At 60.6% G+C, this 23,957-nt stretch carries 18 protein-coding genes and 1 tRNA gene; 11 read left to right on the top strand and 8 right to left on the bottom strand.

Annotation, left to right across the window (positions count from 1 at the left end):
- Positions 1 to 16 precede the first annotated feature (16 nt).
- The 6 genes from BUC24_RS22365 (at position 17) to BUC24_RS22340 (ending at position 7,521) form a co-directional block, all read left to right on the top strand.
- Entirely contained in the window at positions 17 to 2,263 is a 2,247-nt protein-coding gene (locus BUC24_RS22365; RefSeq protein ID WP_073222198.1) for a putative bifunctional diguanylate cyclase/phosphodiesterase, read from the top strand.
- Positions 2,263 to 2,601 carry a tetratricopeptide repeat protein gene (locus tag BUC24_RS22360; protein WP_073222195.1) on the top strand — a complete coding sequence of 113 codons (339 nt, stop codon included), beginning with the start codon at positions 2,263 to 2,265 and terminating at the stop codon, positions 2,599 to 2,601. The genes BUC24_RS22365 and BUC24_RS22360 overlap by 1 nt, the downstream gene beginning before the upstream one ends.
- A gap of 72 nt (positions 2,602 to 2,673) precedes the next feature.
- Positions 2,674 to 3,906: a putative DNA modification/repair radical SAM protein gene (locus tag BUC24_RS22355; RefSeq protein WP_073222192.1), complete on the top strand. Its 1,233-nt coding sequence runs from the start codon at positions 2,674 to 2,676 to the stop codon at positions 3,904 to 3,906.
- The gene (locus BUC24_RS22350; RefSeq protein WP_083599097.1) at positions 3,882 to 5,405 is read left to right on the top strand and encodes a UdgX family uracil-DNA binding protein; all 1,524 of its coding nucleotides are present in this window, start codon (positions 3,882 to 3,884) and stop codon (positions 5,403 to 5,405) included. Before BUC24_RS22355 ends, BUC24_RS22350 begins: the two co-directional genes overlap by 25 nt.
- A 146-nt stretch (positions 5,406 to 5,551) precedes the next feature.
- Positions 5,552 to 6,775, top strand: coding sequence for a sensor histidine kinase (locus BUC24_RS22345; protein WP_083599096.1), 1,224 nt, complete (start codon positions 5,552 to 5,554; stop codon positions 6,773 to 6,775).
- Positions 6,772 to 7,521 carry a LytR/AlgR family response regulator transcription factor gene (locus BUC24_RS22340; protein ID WP_073222187.1) on the top strand — a complete coding sequence of 250 codons (750 nt, stop codon included), beginning with the start codon at positions 6,772 to 6,774 and terminating at the stop codon, positions 7,519 to 7,521. The genes BUC24_RS22345 and BUC24_RS22340 overlap by 4 nt, the downstream gene beginning before the upstream one ends.
- 168 nt (positions 7,522 to 7,689) lie before the next feature.
- Here the strand turns inward: BUC24_RS22340 and BUC24_RS22335 are convergent, their stop codons facing one another.
- Positions 7,690 to 10,227 carry a TonB-dependent receptor plug domain-containing protein gene (locus BUC24_RS22335; protein ID WP_073222184.1) on the bottom strand — a complete coding sequence of 846 codons (2,538 nt, stop codon included), beginning with the start codon at positions 10,225 to 10,227 and terminating at the stop codon, positions 7,690 to 7,692.
- Between the two features lie 586 nt (positions 10,228 to 10,813).
- Between BUC24_RS22335 and BUC24_RS22330 the strand changes: the two genes are divergently transcribed.
- Positions 10,814 to 11,245 (top strand): hypothetical protein, encoded by a 432-nt coding sequence (locus tag BUC24_RS22330; RefSeq protein WP_073222182.1) that lies wholly within the window; start codon positions 10,814 to 10,816, stop codon positions 11,243 to 11,245.
- A gap of 88 nt (positions 11,246 to 11,333) precedes the next feature.
- Here BUC24_RS22330 and ahpF read toward each other — a convergent pair whose 3' ends face one another.
- On the bottom strand, positions 11,334 to 12,929 hold the full coding sequence (ahpF, locus tag BUC24_RS22325; RefSeq protein ID WP_073222180.1) for an alkyl hydroperoxide reductase subunit F: 1,596 nt from the start codon (positions 12,927 to 12,929) through the stop codon (positions 11,334 to 11,336).
- Positions 12,930 to 13,012: 83 nt separating this feature from the next.
- Positions 13,013 to 13,576 (bottom strand): alkyl hydroperoxide reductase subunit C, encoded by a 564-nt coding sequence (gene ahpC, locus BUC24_RS22320; RefSeq protein WP_073222178.1) that lies wholly within the window; start codon positions 13,574 to 13,576, stop codon positions 13,013 to 13,015.
- Between the two features lie 192 nt (positions 13,577 to 13,768).
- Here ahpC and BUC24_RS22315 point away from each other — a divergent pair.
- Positions 13,769 to 13,842: transfer RNA gene (locus BUC24_RS22315), tRNA-Gly, on the top strand.
- Positions 13,843 to 13,862: 20 nt separating this feature from the next.
- Here the strand turns inward: BUC24_RS22315 and BUC24_RS22310 are convergent.
- Positions 13,863 to 14,642, bottom strand: a complete 780-nt coding sequence (locus BUC24_RS22310; protein ID WP_073222176.1) for a sulfite exporter TauE/SafE family protein — start codon at positions 14,640 to 14,642, stop codon at positions 13,863 to 13,865.
- Between the two features lie 188 nt (positions 14,643 to 14,830).
- Between BUC24_RS22310 and BUC24_RS22305 the strand changes: the two genes are divergently transcribed.
- Positions 14,831 to 15,631, top strand: a complete 801-nt coding sequence (locus tag BUC24_RS22305) for an HDOD domain-containing protein (RefSeq protein ID WP_073222173.1) — start codon at positions 14,831 to 14,833, stop codon at positions 15,629 to 15,631.
- A gap of 29 nt (positions 15,632 to 15,660) precedes the next feature.
- Here BUC24_RS22305 and BUC24_RS22300 read toward each other — a convergent pair whose 3' ends face one another.
- Complete coding sequence (locus BUC24_RS22300; protein ID WP_073222171.1) at positions 15,661 to 16,704, bottom strand: alpha/beta fold hydrolase; 1,044 nt, start codon at positions 16,702 to 16,704, stop codon at positions 15,661 to 15,663.
- A 526-nt stretch (positions 16,705 to 17,230) separates the two neighbouring features.
- Between BUC24_RS22300 and trmB the strand changes: the two genes are divergently transcribed.
- Complete coding sequence (gene trmB, locus BUC24_RS22295; protein ID WP_073222168.1) at positions 17,231 to 17,911, top strand: tRNA (guanosine(46)-N7)-methyltransferase TrmB; 681 nt, start codon at positions 17,231 to 17,233, stop codon at positions 17,909 to 17,911.
- Between the two features lie 86 nt (positions 17,912 to 17,997).
- Here trmB and BUC24_RS22290 read toward each other — a convergent pair whose 3' ends face one another.
- Positions 17,998 to 19,773, bottom strand: coding sequence for a DUF885 domain-containing protein (locus tag BUC24_RS22290; RefSeq protein ID WP_229448560.1), 1,776 nt, complete (start codon positions 19,771 to 19,773; stop codon positions 17,998 to 18,000).
- A gap of 294 nt (positions 19,774 to 20,067) precedes the next feature.
- Between BUC24_RS22290 and BUC24_RS22285 the strand changes: the two genes are divergently transcribed.
- Positions 20,068 to 21,192: a hypothetical protein gene (locus BUC24_RS22285; RefSeq protein WP_143167620.1), complete on the top strand. Its 1,125-nt coding sequence runs from the start codon at positions 20,068 to 20,070 to the stop codon at positions 21,190 to 21,192.
- A gap of 46 nt (positions 21,193 to 21,238) precedes the next feature.
- Here the strand turns inward: BUC24_RS22285 and recQ are convergent, their stop codons facing one another.
- Together recQ and BUC24_RS22275 are read right to left on the bottom strand one after the other, a co-directional pair.
- Complete coding sequence (gene recQ, locus BUC24_RS22280; RefSeq protein ID WP_073222157.1) at positions 21,239 to 23,062, bottom strand: DNA helicase RecQ; 1,824 nt, start codon at positions 23,060 to 23,062, stop codon at positions 21,239 to 21,241.
- A complete protein-coding gene (locus tag BUC24_RS22275; protein ID WP_073222154.1) occupies positions 23,062 to 23,895 on the bottom strand; it encodes an undecaprenyl-diphosphate phosphatase in 834 nt (277 codons plus the stop codon). The genes recQ and BUC24_RS22275 overlap by 1 nt, the downstream gene beginning before the upstream one ends.
- Positions 23,896 to 23,957: the final 62 nt, after the last annotated feature.

Below are 23,957 nucleotides of genomic sequence, written 5' to 3'. Positions count from 1 at the left end.
TGAGCTTGGGATCACAATGAATTTGAGTACCGCCAGTGCCGCGCCGGCATTGCCACGGATCGAGGAGGGCACCGCCCCCGCGCTCCAGTTTGAACTGGACGTGCTGCCACGCCTGCTGCTGGTGGACGACGAGCCGCTGCTGCTGGCCGCGCTCGAAGACATGCTGGAAGGGCGCAACTATCACATCGTGCGCGCCAGCTGCGGCAGCGAGGCGCTGGAACACCTGCACAAGCTGAAATTCGACCTGGTCCTGCTGGACTTGCGCCTGCCCGACATGAGCGGGCACCAGATCATGGATGTGATCAATGAAAAGGGCATGGACGTTGACGTCATCGTCATGAGCGGCGATGTGGGGATCGACGCCGCCATTGGCGCGCTCAAACGGGGCGCCTACGATTATCTGCGCAAGCCTTGCAGCCGCGAAGAGCTGCTCAAGACCGTGACCAACGCGCTGGCCCAGCGACGCCTGGAACTGGCTAACCAGCGCATCGCCTCGCAGCTGGAGAACTCGGAAAAGCTATACCGCTACCTGGTCGACAGCTCGCCCGACCTGATTTACACCCTGAACCATGAGGGGCGCTTCACGTTCGTGAATGACCGCGCCTACCAGCTGCTGGGCTTTACCCGCGAAGAACTGATTGGCAAGCACTACTCGATTCTGGTGCACGATGAAGACCTGGAGCGCGCGCGTTATGTATTCAACGAGCGGCGGGTCGACGAACGCGCCTCGCGCAACGTGGAACTGCGCCTGAAGTGCCATAGCGGCACGGACGCCGACCGCACCTTCAACAACACGCTGATGACCATTTCGCTCAATTCGATCGGCATGCACGTGCCCGACACCGAAGTGCGCAAGCTCGAATTTTTCGGCACCTATGGCGTGGCGCGCGACATCACAGACCGCAAGCGCGCCGAGGAAGTCATCTCCTACCAGGCCTACCACGATATTCTGACCGACCTGCCGAACCGGATGCTGTTCAAGGACCGGCTTGGGCTGGCCGTGATCCAGGCCAAGCGCCGCGCGACCGAACTGGCGGTGATGTTCATCGATCTGGACCGCTTCAAGCTGGTCAACGATACGCTGGGCCACGTCAAGGGTGACGAACTGCTGCAGCAGGTGGCGCTGCGCCTGAAGGAATGCCTGCGCCGCGGCGACACCCTGGCGCGCCAGGGTGGCGACGAATTCACCATCGTGCTGCCGGAACTGCGCGACCGCGACGACGCGCGCAACATCGCCGACAAATTCCTCGAGTGCCTGCACAAGCCCTTCGACCTGGATGGCCACGAAGTACATATTTCAGCCAGCATCGGCATTGCCGTGTATCCGGTCGATGGTGAATCGATCGACGAACTGCTGCGCCATGCCGACATCGCCATGTACCAGGTCAAGGCGCTGGGCAAAAACGGGCACGCCTTTTATGACCGCGCCATGCTTGACGTGTCGCACCAGAAAATCGCGCTGGAACAAGCTTTGCGGCGCGCCCTCGAACTGGACGAGCTGGAAATGTATTACCAACCGCAGATCGACGTCGTCACCGGCCGCATCGTCGGGGCCGAGGGCTTGATGCGCTGGAACCATCCGCAGCGCGGTGTGCTGATGGCTGGCGAGTTCCTGCCGTTTGCCGAAGACAATGGCCTGATGCTGCCGATTTCGGACTGGATGATCACCGCCCTGTGCCGCGACATGCAGATCTGGAATGCGGCGGGCGGCCAGTCGATCCGGCTGTCGCTCAATCTGTCACCGCAATACCTGGACCGGGGCGATTTTTTCGAGAAGATGCGCGGGGCCCTGGTGCGATACGGGATTTCGCCGGCCCAGATCGAAGTGGAAATCACCGAAAACATCTGCATCCGCAATCCACAGTACGCGATCGACCAGCTCAATAAACTGTGCCAGCTGGGCGTGTCGGTGGCGATTGACGATTTTGGCACCGGCTACTCGTCGCTGTCGTATCTGCACCGCTTCCCGATCCATACCATCAAGATCGACCAGTCGTTCGTGAAGGTGATTCACGACGAGCAGGGCCACTACCCGGTCATTCTGGCCATTATTTCGATCGCGCGCGGGCTGGGCTTGCACCTGATTGCGGAAGGGGTGGAAACGGAAATGCAGGCCCGCTATTTAAAGGCAAATGGCTGCATGACCATGCAGGGTTACCTGTTCCATCATCCGGTGTCGCTGGCGGAATTTATCTGCGTGCTGGAAGAGCATTATCCGGTACCCGAACGCAATGCCGTGGCCCTTGGCCAGGGGCCTGCATAATGGCCACGCAACGCGACCCAAGGCAGGACGCCGCCGCCCAGTTTGCACTGGCGCAGCGTTACGAAAGCGGGCAGGGCGTGGCGCCCGACCCGGCCGCCGCCTTTGCCTGCTACCTTCGGGCGGCGCGCCTGGGCCATGCACGGGCCCAGTTCGAGCTGGGCCGCAAGCATGCCAGCGGCCAGGGTGCGCGGCGCGACCTGCTGGCTGCCTATGCCTGGCTATTGCAGGCCGAACACGCTGGCGAAGCCGAGGCCGGCCCCACCCTGCACCAGATTGCCGCCCGCATGAGTCACGCCCAGCTGGCCCATGTGGCGCAGTTGCGAGCGGAAGTACGCTGACGGCTAAAGTGCGACAGCGGCGGCGCTGCTGATGTATTATACTGTATATACATACAGTTAAAGAGCGCCCCCATGGAATTGATGGACAAGCTGGAAATTCTGGCCGACGCGGCCAAGTACGACGCGTCCTGTGCCAGCAGCGGTGCGCCCCAGCGCAGCTCCGAAGGCAAAGACGGCATTGGCGCCACCAGTGGCATGGGCATTTGCCACAGCTACACGCCGGACGGGCGCTGCGTGTCCCTACTTAAAATTCTGCTCACCAATTTCTGCGTGTACGACTGCCAGTATTGCGTCAACCGGCGCACGTCCAACGTGCCGCGGGCCCGCTTTTCCGTGGACGAGGTGGTCAAGCTCACGGTCGATTTTTATCTGCGTAATTATATTGACGGCCTGTTCCTCAGTTCGGGCATCATCCAGTCATCCGACTACACCATGGAGCAACTGGTGGCCATCGCCCGCCAGTTGCGCGAAGTGCACAATTTCCGTGGCTATATTCACCTGAAAACCATCCCGGACGCCGACCCGGCCTTGATCGCCGCCGCCGGCAAGTATGCCGACCGGTTAAGCGTCAACATCGAACTCCCGACCGAGCACAGCATCGAGCGCCTGGCGCCGGAAAAAAACGTCCATACCATCAAACTGGCCATGGGCTCGATCCGCCGCAAGCTCGACGAAAAGGCCGAAGAGCCGCGCGCGCCAGCCTTTGCACCGGCTGGGCAAAGCACGCAGATGATTGTCGGGGCCGACGCCAGCGACGACCAGACCATCCTGCAAACGGCGCAAACACTGTACGGCAGCTACAAGCTCAAGCGCGTGTATTACTCGGCCTTCAGCCCGATTCCGCAAAGTCCGGGCACGGTGCCGCTGGCGCCGCCACCCATGCAGCGCGAACATCGGCTTTACCAGGCCGACTTTCTCATGCGCGGCTACGGTTTCCAGGCCGGCGAGCTGCTGCCGGCAGCCGGCAACCTGGCACTCGACATCGATCCCAAGCTGGCCTGGGCGCTGGCGCACCGCGAGCATTTTCCGCTCGACCTGAACATGGCCGAAGAAAGCATGATTGCGCGCGTGCCCGGCATCGGCCTGCGCAACGCCAAGCGGCTGGTGGAACTGCGCCGCCTGCGCCGCATCCGCTATGCCGACCTCACGCGCCTGCGCTGCAGCATGAAAAAAATCGCCCCCTTCATCGTCACGGCCGATTACCGGCCTGCGGCTGACAGCACGGCTTCGCACGTGTTGCGGCGCTCCATGGCAGAACATTCACCACAGCAGCTCGATCTATGGGCGGAACTGCAAGCAGCGTGAGCGCACCTGCCGCAGCGGCTACGGTGGCGGCCGGGCGGCCGCTGCTGGTCCATTCCTTTGACGAATGGCGCCGTGCTGCGCGCGATCTGCTGGCCCATCAGGTGGCACCTCACCAGGTGCAATGGATATCGCACAAAGATGGTGGCGATCTGTTTGCCCATGCCGATGCGGATCCCGCCACGGTCGTTACAGCCGATGCGGCGCTGGCGCCCGCCCAGGCACAGGCTGCCATGGACGGCCACGCACCCGGTGCGGCAGCGCCCCGTATTTCACGCAAGCTGATGGACATGCTGCAAACAGCCGCCTGCTGCCGCGTGCCTAACCGCTGGGCGTTTCTGTATCTGGTGCTGTGGCGCTGGCAGCAGGGCGAACACGCCGTCATTTCCGCTGCCGACGAAGACGGCGCAAAGCTGCATGCCATGGTCAAGGCGGTCAAGCGCGAAGAGCATGACATGCATGCCTACATCCGTTTCCGTGAACGGCGCGACGATGCCGGGCCGCCCCGCTTTGTGGCCTGGTTCGAGCCTGCGCACGATGTTCTGCCGCAAGTGGCCAAGCACTTCGCCAGCCGCATGGGCCGGGTCACCTGGATGATCGCCACGCCAGACGCAAGCGTCATGTGGGACGGCTGCACCCTGCACAGCACTGGCCCCTTGATGCGCGGCCCCGAAGACATTGTCGATGCCGGTGAAGCCCTGTGGCTCACGTATTACCGCAGCATCTTTAATCCGGCGCGCCTGAATGCCGAGCTCATGCACGGCCACATTCCTTCCCGCTTCTGGAAAAACCTGCCCGAAGGCAGCGTGGTGCCTGCCATGGTCAGCCAGGCGGCCACAGGTGCGCGTCAGGTGGGGCAAACGCGCAGCGTGGGTGCCCGCGGCGGCACGGCCATTCCCATTGCGGCTGACAAGGCGCAGCCCCAGCGGCAGGCGCCCAGCACGCTTGACGCCTGCCGCCGCTGCCCGCTGTGGGAGCATGCCACCCAGGCAGTGGCCGGAGTCGGCCCGGCGCAGGCGCGCATCATGCTGGTGGGCGAGCAACCGGGCGACCAGGAAGACCTGGCCGGTCTGCCCTTTGTGGGCCCGGCGGGGCAGTTGCTGGAGCGGGCCCTGGAACAGGCCGCGCTGGACCGGCGCACTGTGTATCTGACCAATGCCGTCAAACATTTCAAGTGGGAGCCGCGCGGCAAGCGGCGCATGCACAAGACCCCGGCCCAGCGCGAGGTCGAGGCCTGCAATTACTGGCTCGAGAGCGAACTGGCGCAGGTGCAGCCGAACGTGATCGTGGCGCTGGGCAGCACGGCGCTCAAGGCCATCACCGGCAACCCGCATGCCGCCCTCAAGGATGTGCTGGGCCAACCCTTCCAGCACCAGGGGCGCTGGATCGTCACCATCTACCACCCCGCGTATGTGCTGCGCGTGCCAGGCGAAGCCAACAAACAGCAAGCCATGACCGTCATGGTCGAGGGCCTGCGCGAAGCGCGCCGCCTGGCCCTGTAAAAGTTTCCTGAATAACTATATGATCGTCGTTTCTGGGCGGTATTCGTGCTTCGTCCCACGGGGCCCGTGCTTCGTCGCCTGACGCGTGCCAAGGCCGGCCCGGAAACGTAGACTGCACCCATCGATCAACACGACAGGAGTACGCCATGTGGAGCAGGATGGTGCAATGGTACCGGGACTGGGAACAGGAGCAATTGCGGGTGCTGGACGAACCAGCGGCGGCGCAGACGGTCAGGGAAGGCTGGCGCCGTGCGGCCGCCTGCAAACTGGCGTCCATGTCCCCCATCGAACGCGCGCAGCTGCGCGATTTCTCGCTCAAATACCGCGGCTGGCGCGTGTACGCCGCCATTGGCAAGCTGATTGTTCTGTTCAGTCTGTGCGGGGTGGGCTTGTATTTGCTCGCGCCCGAAAAAGGCTTGCTCGCCAGCATTGTGGTGGTTAACGTGCTGTGCCTGATCACCATGTTCGTGTTCCTGGTGGCGTATTTCAACTACCGCAAGATGATCGGCAAAACCTTGCAGATGAGCGTGGCACTGATGTTTTGCGCCGGCATTGGTGCCCTGGTCGGCTCGACCCACGGTGCCATGAAAAAAGGCGTGTCCTTCCAGGATGCGCTGGCCACGCGCTGGGTGCAGGCGCTGGTGACCGGGCTTGGCGCCGGCTTGTTCATTGCCATTCCCATGGCGGTGGTAGGGGGCTTGCGCAACCAGCAGTACGAGAATCTGCATTCCAAACTGGAACACGAAGCCGAGCGCGACCGCGCCGCCCGTGAACTGAGCGAGGCCAAATTGCGCATGCTGCATGCCCAGATCGAGCCCCACTTCCTGTTCAATACGCTGGGCGCCGTGCAGCAGCTGGCAGAGCACCAGGCCCCGCGCGCCGCGGCCCTCACGGCCAACCTGATCACCTTTCTGCGTGCCAGCCTGAGCGAAATGCGTAGCGAGCGCGTCACGCTGGCGGCCGACTTTGGCATGATCGACGCTTATCTCAAGGTCATGACGGTGCGCCAGGGCGAGCGGCTGCGCTTTACGCTGGACCTGCCGCCCGCGCTGGCCAGCGTGGAAGTGCCCAGCATGATGCTGCTGACACTGGTAGAAAATGCGATCAAGCACGGCATCGAACCCTCTCTGCGCGGTGGCGAGATCCGCATCAGCGCGGCGCGCGAGGGCAGCGCGCTGCACTTGTGCGTGCGCGATACAGGTGCGGGCCTGGCCGACCAGCCTGGGTCAGGCGAAGGCTTGACCAATGTGCGCACGCGCTTGCTGCTGCTATACGGGCCAGCTGCCACCCTGCGCATCAGTGGCGCCGACGATGGCGGCGTGCTGGCCGAGATTCACCTTCCCCTTGCTACCGTTGAAAGTGCCGCATGAAAACCCGCATCATGATTGCCGAAGATGAACCCCTGATGCGCGAGCGCCTGCTGGACGCCCTGGCGCTTGCCTGGCCCGAGGCCGAGGTGGTGCTGGTGGCCGAAAACGGCAACGATGCCTGGGATGGCTTTCTGGAATTGTCACCGCAGGTGGTATTTCTGGACATTCGCATGCCCGGTCTGTCGGGGCTGGAAGTAGCACAACGCATTGGCAGCGCGGCCCATATCGTCTTCGTGACCGCCTACGACCAGTACGCGGTGGAGGCCTTCGATGCCGGCGCGGTCGACTACCTGCTCAAGCCGGTCGAGATGGCGCGCCTGGAGCGCGCGCTCACGCGCTTGCGCGCCAAGCTGGCCGCGCCGCCTGCCGATCTGGGCGCCATCCTGCAGCAGCTCAAGGCCGCGTTGCCGGACAAGGCGCCCGAACAGCTCAAATGGATCCGCGCCACCGTCGGCAAGCAGATCCGGCTGATCGATGTGCAGGACGTGCTGTTCTTCCAGTCTGATACCAAGTACACGCGGGTGGTGCTGGCCGATGCGGAAGCGCTGGTCAAGATTCCGCTCAAGGATTTGATTGGCGGCCTGGACAGCGAACGTTTCTGGCAGATTCACCGTGGCACGGTCGTCAATGTGAAGGCCATCGTGGGTGCGGACCGGATCGATGCCGAACGGCTCGAAGTGGTGGTGCGGGGCAGCGCTGAAAAACTGCCGGTGAGCCGCACGTTTGCCCACTTGTTCCGGGAGTAGCAGACCGCGACATCGTCCTCGCGGAGGCGGGGACCCATGGCAACGATTTTCAGTGGTGGCTCATCCGTGCCATGGGTCCCCGCCAAGGGGGCCGCCGAGGCCGAGGACGATGTGGGCGAAAAAAAACCAGCCGAGGCTGGTTTTTTTGTGTTGGCGCGAAGCCGGTGTTTAGAAGCGGATGTTCAAAGCGGCGTTGAAGATCCGACCCAGCTGGCTGAACTGCGAACCATCGTAGGTCGTGATGGCGTAGCGCTGGTTGAAGGTGATCGCATCGGACTGCACTTGGCTCGGGGTGCGGCCGCTCGCGTCCAGCGTGGTGCTGTCAAGCAGCGCCTGGCCAGTCGGGTTGAGCGCCTTCATTTCCCACTTCGGCGTGACGTCGAACAAGTTGTTGATGTTGAACGACAGCGTGATCTTGTCCGTCATCTGGTAGTTGACGCCAAAGTCGGTCACGGTCTTGGTCTTGAACTCGGTCTTCAGGTTGCTGTCCAGATCAGCCTGACGGAAGGTCGTCGGGCCAAACACGGTGTTGTTCAGCGAGAAGTTGAACTTGTTGTAGTCCAGGTCCAGACCGATGATGGTCTTGTGCTTTGGACGCGAAGTGAAGATCAGCGCTTCCTGGGTGGCATCGAGTACCGATTGACCAGCACCGGCAACGAAGGCGGTGTTCTGCACGGCGCCATCACGTTCGTTTTTCAGCGTGTAGTTGCCGGACAGATTGAAGGTGGCACGGCCGCCAGCGAATGGCATGTTCTTGTGGCTGAACACGTAATCGAGACCGGACGTATCGCTGTCAAGCGCATTCGTGAAGAAGCTCATCGAGACAATCTTGGCCTTGGCCAGTTCGATATCGAGCGGGTTAGCTGGATCACCCGTGCCGCGAATTTCCTTGCCCAGGATAATGCGGTTCTTCATGTGGATGTTGTAGTAATCGATCGTCATGCTGGTGTTGGCGGTCGGTTTGTAACCGAGACCCAGCGTGATGTTGCGCGATTTCTCTGCATCCAGCGGGTTGACGCCCACTGCCTGTGCTTCTGGCGAAATATTGTTGAACAGGCCGGAACGCTGGATCTTGCCGTCGACGAAGGAGTACTGCGCCTTCTGGGTGTAGATCTGGTGCAGCGATGGTGCGCGGAAGCCGGTCGAGACCGAACCACGGACGGTGAAGGTATCGGTGACCTTGAAACGCGAGCTCAGCTTCCAGACGAAGGCGTTGCCGAAGTCGCTGTATTTCTCGTAGCGGCCAATCGCATCCAGCAGCAGGCTGTCGGTGACATCGAACAAGCCGCCCAGATACACGCCGTAGTTGCGACGGGTTTTCTTGAAGGAGTTGGCAGGGTCATTGCCGGCATACGAATCGGCGCCGCCATCGATGTAGGACGCCAGGTCGCCAGCGTTGGTTTCATATTCTTCGCCGCGCAGTTCGGTACCAAAGTAGGTATTGACCTTCGGCAGCACTTGCTTGGAGAAATCGGCATTGAAGACCGTGTGGCTGAATTCCACGCCACCCGGGTGGAACACGGTTGGCGACGTGGCGCCCAGCGAATGGTTCACCGTGTTTTCAACCTGGTAGCGTTGCTTGTTGCCACCGAAGGTCAGGCTCACGTCCGAGTTCCAGCCAGCGATTTCCGATTTCACGCCGCCGGTGGCATTGAAGTCTTGCAGGGTGCCGTTGAAGTGTGGACCGTAACCTTTGTAAGGCTGGCCCGATGGGGTCAGCAGGCCGTAGTCGGTTGGCTGCCAGTAAGGGGTACGGTAGTTCGCGAAGCTGAAAATGTCCTTCTTGATGTACGCAAAGTTGGCGTAAGCGCGGGTGGTATCGTCGATATCGTAACCGGCGTTGACCAGGAATTTGGCTGCCTTGGTTTCAGGCGAGCCATTGATATTGCCTGCGTCTGGATACTGGTTCAGGAAAGGTTGCACCTGGGTCGCCAGATCGGCACCGAAGGTGGCAGCTTCGCCGCGTGCGCTGACCACGCCAGGACGGTTGGCCAGGCCCACTTTGGACGCTTCGATGGTGTAGTTAAGGAAGCCCTTGCCACCGATGCTGACGCCATCGTTCAGACTGACGCTGCCGCTCTTGCCGTCACGTTCGCCGGTCTGGCCGATGCGCGCAGTGAAGGAACCTTCGTTCGGGCTGTCTTTCAAAATGATGTTGACCACGCCGGCAATTGCGTCCGAGCCGTACTGGGCCGACGCGCCATCGCGCAGCACTTCAATGCGCTTGATGGCATCCGAAGGAATGGCCGAAATATCGGCACCGCTTTCGCCGCGGCCTGGCGAGGTCTGGGTGTAGACCAGGGCGCTGGAGTTTTTACGTTTGCCGTTGATCAGGATCAGAACACGGCTTGGGCCCATGTTGCGGATCTCGTAAGGATCAAGCAGGGAGGTGGCGTCGTTGACCGGAGTTTGCACGGTGTTGAACGACGGCACACGGAAACCGAGGGCTTTGTCCAGCGAGTTCTGGCTGGTCTTGGTCAGTTCGCGGCTCGACAGAATATCGATCGGCACCGGCGTGTCAATCACGGTGCGCTGGGAACCGCGGCTACCGGTCGACACGATAACGACTTTCTGAATTTCGTCGGTGGTGGTGTCAGCGGAAGGTGCGGTCTGCGCCGCCTGGGGCGCATCGTCGGTGGCTGCGGTTGCTGCCGCGCTGCTGCAGAGAAGGAGTACTGCGATGTGGATTGCTGTTGCTTTTGTCATGAAGTTCTTCCTTAGGCAATGCGTTTCAAAAAAATAGAACTCTTGGATTTTTCCTCGCCCCTGAGGGGCGTATTTTTGTGAGCAAAATCCCGATGTGTCTCCACTGAATCCGCGCGTCCCCTTCAGCGGACGCAACGCACTCATGGACTTACCATGCCGCTAACAATGTATAGACAGACATAAAAGATGTCTATTCATTCCGTGGCAAGAGAGTAAGAAGTGCATAAATACAACGGGTAAACATAGGGAAAAGAGCCGCAGTAATGACGGGCATACAGACTTCTTTTTTTGTTTTTGGAGATGCGCATAAACGGATGCGAACGCATCAGGAAAGGTGGCGCCTAGTTCGCGCATCTGGTGCGAATTAGTGATACGGCGTGCAGGAAACTTCCGGCAAATACGTATCAATTGTCGCCATATGTATATGTATTCCGCACAAAATAAGCGAACTGATCTGCAGAATCTCCTGTCGCCGTGGCCAATCGCTGACTATATTTAAAGAGCGGGTCCGGTGCTGCCGGATGCGTATAAGGGGCGCCTGCAAAGGCCGCTTTTCCGTCATCAACATTGCACTTAAGGAGCTACTATGAAACGCCTTATTCTCTGTGCATTACTCGGTTCGCTCTCGTGCGCTGCCAGCGCACAATCGGACCCCGAAGCGTCTGTCTTCATCCGCGGTTATCAAATCGAATTGCCCGCCAAACCGGTGCACCTGTTTGCGGGCGATCTGCAGCAATACCAAGGTTCGTATGACCTGGCCACGGGCGAACCGATGAGCTTGCGTTATGTGGGAAATCGCCTGATGGCGACGGTAGGAAACCAGGAGCCCAAGCTACTGGTGGCGGCAGCGCGCAATGAATTTGTATCGACCGATCGCCAGATGCGTGTGGCACTCAAACGCCAGGATGATGGCGAGTATGGCGGTCAGGTATGGCTGGTGGGCCGTTCACGCACTGCCAGCAACAACAAGGCTGGCAAGCGCGCGACCCAATATGCACAGTTAGTCAGTTTCAGGTAATTTCAGCATCTGCAACATTGCCGTCCCGTCCGCGGTTCGGACTTGCAATCCCGACCCCGGACGACACGGCCAGATCCCGTGAAGACAATCAGGCTGCCACAGCTTCCTGCTGTGCTTCGGCAGGCACTGCCACTGGCTGGCGGATCAAATAATCGAATGCACTCAGTGCCGCCTTCGATCCTTCTCCTGCAGCAATCACGATTTGCTTGTACGGCACCGTCGTCACGTCCCCTGCCGCAAACACGCCCGGCAGATTGGTGTGGCATTTGGCATCGACCACGATCTCGCCGAACTTGCTCAGCTCCAATGTGCCTTTCAGGAACTCCGTGTTCGGGACCAGCCCGATTTGCACGAACACCCCTTCCAGCTCCACGTGATGGACTTGCTCGCTGACGCGGTCTTTGTAGCTGATGCCATTGACCTTCTGGCCATCGCCCGTGATCTCGGTGGTCTGCGCGTTCACGTGGATGGTGACGTTGTTCAAGCTTTTCAGCTTGTTCACCAGCACCGCATCGGCCTTGAGGGTATCGGCAAACTCGATCACCGTCACGTGCTTGACCAGGCCAGCCAGGTCAATTGCCGCTTCGATGCCCGAATTGCCGCCACCGATCACCGCCACGCGCTTGCCCTTGAACAGCGGACCATCGCAATGCGGGCAATACGCGACGCCCTTGTTCTTGTACTCGGCTTCGCCAGGTACATTCACATTGCGCCAGCGCGCACCGGTGGACACGATCACGCTGCGTGCATGCAGCACGCCGCCGTTTTGCATGTGCACACCCACCAGCCCGCCTGGCGTGGCGGCCGGGACAATGCGGTCGGCCCGTTGCAGGTTCATGATGTCGACCTCGTAGTGACGCACTTGCGCTTCCAGTGCGAGCGCAAACTTGGGACCGTCCGTTTCCAGCACCGAGATATAGTTCTCGATGGCCATGGTGTCATTGGTCTGCCCGCCGAAACGTTCAGCAGCGATGCCCACGCGAATGCCCTTGCGTGCCGCATAGACAGCGGCAGCCGCGCCGGCAGGACCACCACCCACGATCAGCACGTCAAACGGTGCTTTCTCGTTGAGCTTGGTCGCTTCACGGTCGCCCGCATTTACGTCGAGCTTGGCGACAATTTCTTCCAGCGTCATGCGGCCCGAGCCGAACAGGGCATCGTCCTTGAATACCATGGGCACGGCCATGACCTGGCGTGCGTCCACTTCGGCTTGATACATGCCGCCATCGATGACGACAGTATTGATGTTCGGGTTATAGATGGCCATCAGCGCGGCGGCCTGCACCACGTCCGGGCAATTGTGGCAGGAGAGGGACATGTACACCTCAAAATTGCCACCATCCAGGGATTGAATTTGTTCCAGCACTTCAGCCGGCACCTTGGGCGGGTGGCCGCCGGTCCACAGCAGGGCCAGCACCAGCGAGGTGAATTCGTGACCAAGAGGAATCGCGGCAAAGCGCACGCCGCGCGTTTCGCCTTGTTTGGCGATCAGGAACGATGGCGAGCGCGCGTCGGTGCCTGACTCGTCCACGGTGACCTTGTCGGACAGACTGGCGATCTCGGCCAACAGTTCACGCAGTTCCGCGCTCTTGGCGCTGTCATCCAGCGTGGCGATGAGCGTGATCGGGGTGCGCAGGTTCTGCAAATAGGCCTGCAACTGGGTTTTCAGGGTGGCGTCAAGCATGTCGGTATCCGTATAAAAGTGCCTTGCGGTTGATGCTGGAGCGGGAAGGGCGGCAAGGCAGCGCCCTTCCCGGTGGTGCTAACTTAGATCTTGCCGACCAGGTCCAGCGACGGGGTCAGGGTTTTGGCGCCTTCGTTCCACTTGGCAGGGCAAACCTGGCCTGGGTGGGCAGCAACGAACTGGGCAGCCTTGAGCTTGCGCAGGGTTTCCTTGACGTCACGCGCGATGGCGTTGTCGTGGATTTCCAGGGTCTTGATCACGCCTTCCGGATTGACGATGAAAGTGCCGCGCAGTGCCAGGCCTTCTTCATCGATATGCACGCCGAAACCGCGGGTCAGGGTGTGGGTTGGGTCGCCCACCAGTGGGAACTGGGCTTTGCCAACAGCTGGCGAAGTCTCGTGCCACACCTTGTGCGAGAAGTGGGTGTCGGTGGTGACGATATACACCTCGGCGCCGGCCTTCTGGAACTCGGCGTAGTTGTCCGCTGCATCTTCCACTTCGGTTGGGCAGTTGAAGGTGAACGCGGCTGGCATGAAGATGATGACCGACCACTTGCCTTGCAGGCTTTCGTTCGACACTTCAACGAATTTACCATTGTGGAAAGCTTGCGTTTTGAAAGCAGGTACTTGGGTATTGATCAGCGACATGGGGATATCCTCGTGGTCTGGGAGTCGGTTAATAAAAACTATCGAATGAGAAGAACTCATTGGAAACATGATACATCAGGATGGACGCGCGCCTGATTGGTTGTATTAATCGGTGTGATTGAAAAAGCTATGACTGAGGGAGACGCGGGGATTTGGCAGGTGGGGGCAATCCCGCGTAGAATGCGAGCTGCCGCGGGTGTAGCTCAATGGTAGAGCAGAAGCTTCCCAAGCTTACGACGAGGGTTCGATTCCCTTCACCCGCTCCAGTTCCGTGCCTTGCGGGACTTTAACGCGGCGATAACAGCATCATCGCGGCCGTCCCCAATAGCACCAGACAGAACAAGCGGCGCAAACGCGTTGGCGAAAACCGGTGCGCGAGCACCACGCCCCATGACACGGTTACGATGCCGCCCAGCGCCATCGGCAAGCCGGTGGTCCAGTTCACCTGGCCTTCCTGGGAATACGCAAGCAGCGCAATCAGCGAACCTGGTCCCACAAGCGCCAGGGCCATGCCCTGCGCGCGCGTCTGTTCCATGCGGAAGTAGCTGACCAGCGCAGGCACCACGATCAAGCCACCGCCCACCGTAAAGATGCCGGACATGACACCGCTGAGTATGCCAAGCAGCGGCAGGGCCACTCGCGGCATCTTGCGTGCGTCCGCTGGTGCTGCCTTGGCCTCGGCCTTGCTTGGGCGCTGTCCGCCAAAGCCGAAATACAGGGCCAGCAGGATCAGGAAGACCGCAAACGCCATATGCAAGGTGGTCGCATTGAGGCCAGTGGCAAACTTGGCGGCAAAGTAGGTCGTCACCATCGAGAACACGCTGATCGACAAGACCGAGCGCAGGTCGATGCGATGGCGCTGGTGATAGCGATAAAAGCCGACCAGCACGTTGGGAGCAATCATGACCAGTGCCGTGCCCTGGGCCAGGTGCTGGTCGAATCCATATAGATACACCAGCACGGGAATCGCAATCAAACCGCCGCCGATGCCCAGCAAGCCGCCCGCCACGCCGAGCGCCGCGCCCAGACAAACATTCAATGCGGCGGTGATCAGTAGCGTGAGCATAAGAGGAAAAATGTTACTTTAAGGAATCGATAATACCGTAGCGCAGCCGATCTTGCTGGACGCCACAGACGTTAAATCGTTTTCCCAACAAATTGCACAATTCGCTTCGTGGAATGTATCTTCCGCATTACACTTTGAAGCAAGGCTTTCGATCTGACGACCAACGCAAACAATGTGAAAGGTACTCCATGGCGAACCTCACCCCGTTCTTCGAGAACGTCAAATTGCCGGTGATTTCGGAAGTTGCGCAAGCCCTGATCAAAACGCTCGATGACGAGGATGCATCATCCAAGGAGGTGGGCGCGATCATTGCCCGCGATCCTGCCCTCACCGCCAAGTTGATGCGCCTGGCTAACAGCGCGCGCTTTGGCTCCAGCCGCGGCGTCAGTTCGCTTAACGAAGCCATTGCCATGGCCGGCATGGCGCATATTCGCACGCTGGCGCTGGCCGCCTGTTTTGCCGAATCCTTCCCCGAACTGCCAGGCCTAGATACCGACGAATTCTGGAAAAGCAGCATGGCGTGTGCAGGCTACGCCAAGTGGTTGGAGACCGGTCTGGGCAACGATGGCCAGGATGCGTGGCTGGCGGGCATGATGATGCGGCTCGGTGAATTGCTGATTTATCAGGTGACGCCGACGGCCTTTGCGGAAATCGAGCAGCAGCCGCATCTGCCAGGCGGGCGCTGGGAACGCGAGCAGCGTCTGCTGGGCTTCTCGGAAGGCGAAATCACCGCGGAACTGGGACGTCGCTGGAACTTCCCGCAGTCGATCGTACGCGCGCTGGAATGCTCGTCCGATCCGATGGCGGCCAAACCGTTTAGCCAGATGGGCGCCATCATTCACCTTGCCAGTTTGCTGGCAGACACCCCGAGCGACGATCCGGCCATTCTCGACACCTTGCCGCAAGACGTGGTGCAGGCCCTGCAATTGAACCGTGACTGGATGAAGGCCAAGTTCCCTTCCCATCAATCGTTCTCGATGGCTGCGTGAACCTGCAAGCATCCGAACTTTTTTGAAACTCAGTCTGCCGTATTAAGTACGCGCTCGATCGCCTCGATCACGACAGCCGGCTGATCCAGCTGGATGTAGTGCCCGGCGCCAGCAACGACAGCATGCGTTCCGCGCCTCGATTGCTGCGCCAAGGCCGCGTGCAAGCGGGGCGCCACTGCATTTCTGGCAGCGCGCAGCAGCCGCAGCTCTTCGGTCGCGGGTGCATTGCGCTTGGGTGGTGCACTCGTCAGCACGACCATTGGCAGCCGCCCCAACGTCTGCCGCGCCGCGCGCACCTGCGCCGCACTGGTCCGAAATACATGCTCGCTTTCCGATAGCGCGGCTTGCTGGTGGGCAGCCTGCGCTTCGAAGTGCGCCAGCGTTGCCTGCACCGATGCGCCCAGCTGCACTGGATACGGGGCTGAACTGCAATCGGCCAGCCGCGCCGAACCCGGTATAAAGCCAGCGCGTGCCGCCGCCACGCAGGCACGCGAATGATTCAGTCCGTCTTCGACCGCATAGCGATCCCACTGGGCCGCAGTGCGCTGCTGCGGGTCGAGTGCACGGTAGGCTTCGGATTGGTCTTCGACCGTCGGGTCGACCAGCACCATGCCCTTTACCTCGGCGGGCCAGGTGTAGGCATACAGGCGAGCGCTCAGTGCGCCGGCTGAATGCGCGACCAGAACATAGGGCGGCTTGATTGCGGCGGCCTTGAGCAGGCGGTGCAGGTCGTCCGCGATGTTTGCGCTGGTCGATGCCCGCGTGGCTGGATCACTGAAACCGACGCCGGCGCGCTCGTAGGCGCATGTGCGGGTGCGCTTCGCAATGGCAGGTTGGACGAATCCCCACACACTGATCGGGTCTGCCAGGCCGGCCTCGAACAACACCGTCGGGCTGCCCTGGCCAGTGCAGTACAGATTCAGCCGCCGGCCCGGTTCCACTGCGACCATGCGTTGCGGTGAGGTGTACATTTCGCCATCAATACGCAACGACGGCGCGTCGTCGGCTAGTGCCGGCGCGATGATCCAGAGTGAGGCGAGGATGTTCAGATAAAGATGACGGAAGGGTGACACAGTGTGATCATTCAAGGGCTGTGGGCGGGAAGCTTATGCCGCATCAAACCAGCAGTATAAGCACATCGCCCTCGCGCAGGCGGGGGCCTATGGCATGTTACCGGATTTGTTCGGCGTGCCATGGGCCCCCGCCTTCGCGAGGGCGATGTGGTGGTTTGCTTGATGGCCTGGAAGTTGTTGGTGCCGGTGCTTGAGCTGACCGGACTAAGCTGCTGTCGCAATGTGTACAGACAACCCCGCCATCGTAGCGCTCGTGCGTGACGCGTTCATGACAGGGCCGGTGCGCTTTTTTACGCATCGTCATGGCCTTGTAACACGGCGCTGGCACACTGCGTCCTGTTGGGTTGTTCCTGATATTCTCTGATCTGATCTTTTCCCGCGTCCCGGTAAGGCGCGGGATTTTTTTTGGGCGTCGAACGAGGCGAGTGGGCGCTGGTGCCCAAGAGCGATGGGGGAGGTGCGATATAATGTCGTCCTGCCTTTTTTCTCCTACGCTCCCATGTCTGCTGATACCCCCAACCGTCCGATGTTGTACGACCCGACCGAACACCGGATTCGCAGCTTTGTCACGCGCGCAGGCCGCCTGTCGATTGCGCAAGCGCGTGCGCTGGAGGAGCTGGGCCCCAAATTTCTGATCGAGTACGACAAGGCGCCGCTCGATTTTGCGCAGGCTTTCGGCCGCACCGCCCCTGTCATCCTGGAGATCGGCTTTGGCATGGGCGACACCACCTCGCACATTGCCAAGGGCATGCCGGAGAAGGATTTCATTGGCGTGGAAGTGCATACGCCCGGTGTGGGCAGTCTGCTCAAGCAGATTGGCGAACAGGGGCTGAGCAATCTGCGCCTGATCCAGCACGATGCGGTGGAGGTATTGAACCAGATGATCCCGGACGGCTCGCTCGCGGGCGTACACGTGTTCTTCCCTGACCCGTGGCACAAGGCGCGCCACAACAAGCGCCGGCTGCTGCAGCCGCCGTTCGTCAAGCTGCTGGCCCAAAAACTGGCGCCAGGTGGCTATCTGCATTGCGCGACCGACTGGGAAGACTACGCGGTGCAGATGCTCGATGTATTGGGCAGCGAAACGGCGCTGCAAAACACGGCCGACGGTTATGCGCCGCAGCCTGCTTACCGTCCGCTGACCAAGTTCGAGAACCGTGGCCTGAAACTGGGCCACGGGGTGTGGGATTTGGTGTTTACCAAAAAATAACTAACATCGTTTCCCGAGAGCGGCCGATACTACGCTAGGCAACTTCGGTAGCGTGGTATGGGTCCCCGCCTTCGCGAGGACGATGCTTAGGCTGCCTTTTTGCTTTCTACCCATTCCTTCACGCGCTCTTCCAGCACGTTCAATGGCAGCGCGCCATTGCCCAGTACCGTGTCGTGGAAGCCGCGAATGTCGAACTTGTCGCCCAGTTGTGCCTTGGCCTTTTTGCGCAGTTCCATGATTTTGAGCTGGCCGATCTTGTAACCCAGTGCCTGACCTGGCCACACGATGTAGCGGTCGGTCTCGCTCTGGACTTCAACTTCTTCAGTGTTGGAATGCGCGTGGAAGTAGTCCACCACCTGCTGGCGCGTCCACTTTTTGCTATGCAGGCCGGTGTCTACCACCAAGCGGATGGCACGCAGCATCTCCGACTGCAAGTGGCCGTAATAGCTGTAAGGGTCCTTGAAGAAGCCCAGTTCCGTGCCCAGTTCTTCCGAATACAGGGCCCAGCCTTCGACGAAGGCCGTGTAGAAAGCGTACTTGCGGAACTGCGGCAAATCGTTCAGTTCCTGGCTGATGGCGATCTGCATGTGGTGGCCCGGCACACCTTCGTGGAAGGCGGTCGTCTCGATCGAGATGGTCGAGCGTTTGGCGAAGTCGCCCGTGTTGACCATCACCCGGCCCGGACGCTTGCCGTCGGCTGAGCCCAGGTTGTAGGCCGCGCCCGACGCTTCTTTCTCCTGGAAGCGTTCAACCTGCTCGATCTTCATCTTCCCTTGTGGCAGGCGGCCAAACAGCTGCGGAATCTTTTCGTACATGGCGTCGGTATAACGCTGGTACAAGTCCACCATCTGCTGGCGCGACTTTGGATGCAGCGCCGGATTTTTGTCCAGACTGGCGTCGAAGGATTTCAGATCCTTGAAGCCGAGCTTTTGCGCAGTTTCCAGCATGCGCGCTTCGATGCGCGCCACTTCGGCCAGGCCGATCTGGTGCACCTGGTCTGCCGTCAGGTCCGTCGTGGTCGAGCTCTTGACGCGGAATTTGTACATCGCTTCACCATTGGGCAGCGACCACAGACCCGGGTCCTTGCGGCCATGCGGCACGTACTCGGTTTCGACAAAGGCGGCGAATTTCTTGTAGGCCGGGACCACTTCTTTTTCGATCGCCTTGAAGACGGCCGCGCGCAGGCGCTGCTTGTCGGCGGCGGAGAAGCTGGCCGGGAATTTCTTGACGGGTGCGGCAAACGGCGAGGCGGCGGTTTTCATCGCGGCGATGTCGCGGCTCTGGCGCACGATTTTCGGCAGCACGAATTGCGGCGGCATCAGGCCATCGCGAATGCCGTTCTTCATCTGCGCCACGTTTTCATTGAATACGCGCGGCACCTGGTGCAGACGCGCGATGTAGTCTTCGTAGTCCTTGACGGTATCGAAGCTCAGGGCCGACACCATCTGCGGCAGGTCGATATGCACGCCCGAATTCTGCAGCACTGGCATCTCGTACATCTTCAGGCGCGCGCCTTCGATATCTTCTTCCAGGCTGCTGATCTTGAGTTCGCGGTTGAGGCGTTCGGCCGGGCTCAAACCGGTCGGGTCGATCGCCTTGAAGCGCTGCAGGAAGTCGATCGAAGCCTTGAGGTCCTCGTCAATGGCCGCCTGCGAAAAATCGGACAGCTTGTCGTTGTAGCGCTTGTCGCCGATCTGGGAAGCGAATTCCGGCGCAGTACGCATGTTGCGCTCCCAGGTTTCCTTGATCAGGCTGTCAAGCGCAGCGCGTCGTGCGCCAAGGTCGTCCGCGGCGTGGGCGGTGCCGCCCAGTGCCAGCGTCAGGATCAGGGCCAGCGCCCGCATATTTGTATTCAGCTTCATGGTGTCCTTAGTAGTCGAAAACTTCCCGCTTCGGGAATGCCATTGTATAGGCAATAAGCATGCCTATTTCTCATCGCGGCCGCTGCTGCTGGGTACAGGCCAGGTCAGTGCGTCCGCCCTGTACGCGGTCGTCCACGCGGACACTGGCTTTATGCAGAAAGGGTATCCATGTGGATATATGTATTAAATAAATGATAAATAAGTGTATTTATAAATATTATTAGATATATACTATTTTAAGAGGGACACAATCCTTCGAGACAACGGAAAACCACCACCTACTAGGGGAAAACAATGAAAAAAATAGGATGTATTGCAGCCTCACTCGCCTTGATCACCACTGGCGCTACCGCCCTGCCAATCGGCGGCGGCAGTTTTACAGTGCAAGCCACTTTTGCACCGACCGCCGTGGTGGCAGGTCAGAGCGCCACCTTTACCTGGAGTAGTCCGATCGGCGCGTATTGCGACGTGGACGGCTTACCTGGGGGCGCGCGCGGCGGTCGTACTGGCTCGTACACCTTCGTGGCAACCGAAAACGTGCACGCCCAGGTCAGCTGCGAACGCGCCGACGTCTTTGCCGGTAAATCGGCCTCGCTGATTGTGACCTCGGCCAACGTGCCCACCGTGACGACCGGCTTCAACCCATCGACCGTGTATGTCAACACGGGCGGCTCGAACTTCAGCTGGAACGCCACCAATGCCACCAGCTGCTACAGCCCGAATTTCGGCGGCCTGGGTACCTCCGGCACCATCTGGGTGGGCGCCGCGCCATCGGCGTCGCAGTTCACCGCCACCATCACTTGCAGCGGCCCTTACGGCAGCGCCAGTTCCAGTGCGGTGCTGAGCACCATTGTCCAGCCGACCAACCAGCTGCCAACCGTGAACGTGACTGCTTCGCCAAGCTTCCTCAGCCGCCCAGGCCTGTTCACCAACATTTCGTACAGCGCCACCAATTACACCAGCTGCACTGGTGCTGGCCGTTTCCGCGTCTTTGAGAGCACCTCGTTTGACGTGACCTGTACCGGTCCTGGCGGCACGGCGACCAACTTCGCATGGGTTGAAGTGGCAGGTGACGGCACGATTCCGCGCTTCGCCCCGGCATCGAGCGCGAGCCTGGATGACAAGCCCTTGGCCATCAAACGCGCCGGCGTGCCAGACCTGCGCAATCTGGGTATCGACCTGAGCAAGAAGCGCTACGCCTTCGTGGAAAGTGACTTCAACAAGGACGGTGCGCGCGACGTGTTGGTCTACGACAAACTGAGCTCGAAGCTGCACGTGGTGATGGCAAAGGATGGCAAATATCCGGCGCTCAGCCGCAGCATCGACAATGTGCGTGCAATCAACCAGGTGAAGAGTGTGACGGTGCCGGCGTCGAATGCGGCAGCAGAAATCCGCGTGACACTGGAAAGCCAGCAGTAATCGCGCAGGGTTAAAACAGGGGCCGCCAGCGTCTGGCGGCCCTTTTTTACATCAGATCCATGATGATGGCGACAATCTCGTCGCCATATGACACGAGCTTTTTCTCACCCACACCCGTCACGGTGCGCAGTTCGTTCAGCGAGGTCGGTTTGGCCTTGGCGATTTCGCGCAGGGTCGCGTCGACGAAGATGACGTAGGCAGGCACGTTGTGTGCGCGCGCCGTCTCCACCCGCCACCAGCGCAGCTTCTCGAAAATGGCCTGTTCCGATTTGGACAGGTCCATCTCCACATGGGCTTTGCCCGCCGCCGATGGCGCACGTTTCTGCTTGACCGGCTTCTGGTACTGGCGCAGCTGCACCTGTTGTCCGCCCTTGAGCACCGGACGGGCAGCGTCGGTCAGCTTGAGCGAGCTGTAGACCTCGTGGTCCACCGTGACCAGGCCCAGGGCGATGGTCTGGCGCAAAATGGCGCGCCACTCGGCCTCGGCCCGTTCGGCGCCAATGCCAAACACCGACAGCGAATCGTGGTGCCACTGCTTGATGCGGTCCGACTCCACCCCGCGCAGTACATCGATCACATGGCCGGCTGCAAAGCGCTGGTCCACCCGGTAAATCGCCGACAGCAGTTTTTGCACTGGGACGGTGCCGTCGAAGGACACGGGTGGAATCAGACAGGTATCGCAATTGCCGCATGGCGTTGCCTGCTCGCCAAAATACTCGAGCAAGCGTGTGCGCCGGCACGACAGCGTTTCGCACAGGCCCAGCATGGCGTCGAGCTTCATTGACAGCACGCGCTTGAAGGTTTCGTCGGCTTCGGATTCATCGATCATGCGCCGCTGCAGTACCACGTCCTGCAGGCCGTAAGCCATCCAGGCCGACGCGGGCAGGCCGTCGCGGCCGGCGCGGCCCGTCTCCTGGTAGTAGCCTTCAATGCTCTTGGGCAGATCGAGGTGGCACACAAAGCGCACGTCCGGCTTGTCGATCCCCATGCCAAAGGCGATGGTGGCCACCATCACAATGCTCTCTTCGCGCAGGAAGCGAGCCTGGTTGGCGCTGCGCTTGGCGTAGTCCATGCCGGCGTGATAGGGCAGGGCCCGAATGCCGTTTTCGTTCAGGAAGTCGGCGGTTTCTTCGACCTTTTTGCGCGACAGGCAGTACACGATGCCCGCGTCACCGCCATGCTCGGTGGTGATGAAGTCGATCAGCTGCTTGCGGCCGTTGGCCTTTTCCACGATCTGGTAGCGGATGTTCGGACGGTCGAAGGACGACACGAACTGACGCGCGTCGCCCAGCTGCAGGCGCAGGGCGATTTCGGCGCGGGTCTGCTGGTCCGCGGTCGCCGTGAGCGCAATGCGCGGCACCTGCGGAAAGCGCTCGTGCAAAATCGACAGCTTGATGTATTCGGGCCGGAAGTCATGACCCCATTGAGAGACGCAGTGGGCTTCATCGATGGCAAACAAGGCAATGCGCGACGCCTCGAACAGATCCAGACAGCGCGGCGTCATCAGGCGCTCGGGCGCCACGTAGACCAGATCGATCTCGCCGGTGCGCACCAGGCGCTCGATGCGCATCGACTCTTCGAACGTCTGCGTGGAATTGAGGAAGGCGGCGCGCACGCCGACTTCGGCCAGCGCGTCGACCTGGTCCTGCATCAGCGCGATGAGGGGCGAAACCACCACGCCCACGCCGTCGCGCAGCAGGGCGGGAATCTGGTAGCACAGCGACTTGCCGCCGCCGGTCGGCATCAGGACCAGGGCGTCGCCGCCACTGGCCACATGCTCGACGATGTCAGCCTGCTGACCGCGGAAGGCGGGATAGCCGAAGACGGTTTGCAGCAGGTCGAGCGCGCGCGCGCTTAAGCCGGGGTCCATTATTCTACCCAATGGACCCAGCCGAAATGCGAAGTGGCCAATACCATCAGGCCGAAGGCGATGCGGTACCAGGCAAACACGGTAAAGTCATGGCTGCTGATATAGCGCAGCAGCCAGCGCACGCACAGGAAGGCCGAGATGAAGGCGGCCAGGGTACCGACCGTAAACAGCGGCAGGTCAGCGGCCGACAGCAGCGCGCGGTTCTTGATCAATTCGTAGACGGTGGCGATCATCAGCGTGGGGATCGCCAGGAAGAACGAGAATTCGGTGGCAGCTTTGCGCGTGAGGCCGAACATCATCGAACCGATGATCGTGGCGCCTGACCGGCTGGTGCCGGGAATCAGGGCCACGGCCTGCGCGAAGCCGACCTTGAGCGCGTCAAGCGGCGTCATGTCGTCGATATCCTGCACCCGCTGCGCGACCGGGTTGGCCTTGTTGTGCCGCTCCACCCACAAAATAATCACGCCGCCGATGATGAAGGACAGTGCCACCGGTACCGGGTGGAACAGCTTGGCCTTGATCAGCTTGCCAAACGCCAGACCCAGCAGCGCCAGGGGCAGGAAGGCAATCATCAGGTTCAGCACCAGTTTTTGTTGCTTGCGTTCGGTGAACAAGCCTCTGAACACGGCCAGAATGCGCACATGGAATTCCCACACCACGGCCAGAATGGCGCCGGACTGGATCACGATCTTGAAGACATTCGATTTTTCGTCGGTGAAGTTGAGCAGGCTGCCGGCAAGGATCAGGTGACCGGTCGAGGAAATCGGCAAAAACTCGGTGAAGCCTTCAACCAGGCCCATCACGATGGCCTTAATCGCAAGAATAATGTCCATTAAACGCTTTTAATTGTATTAGAGGAAGATTTGGCCGAAATGCGGCACAGTGCGGGGTCGAA

Origin of the sequence: Massilia sp. CF038, assembly GCF_900129765.1 — a bacterium.
GTDB lineage: Bacteria > Pseudomonadota > Gammaproteobacteria > Burkholderiales > Burkholderiaceae_D > Telluria_A.
The sequence above is the reverse complement of the archived record's forward strand: the minus strand, read 5'-3'. Positions and strand labels throughout refer to the sequence as shown.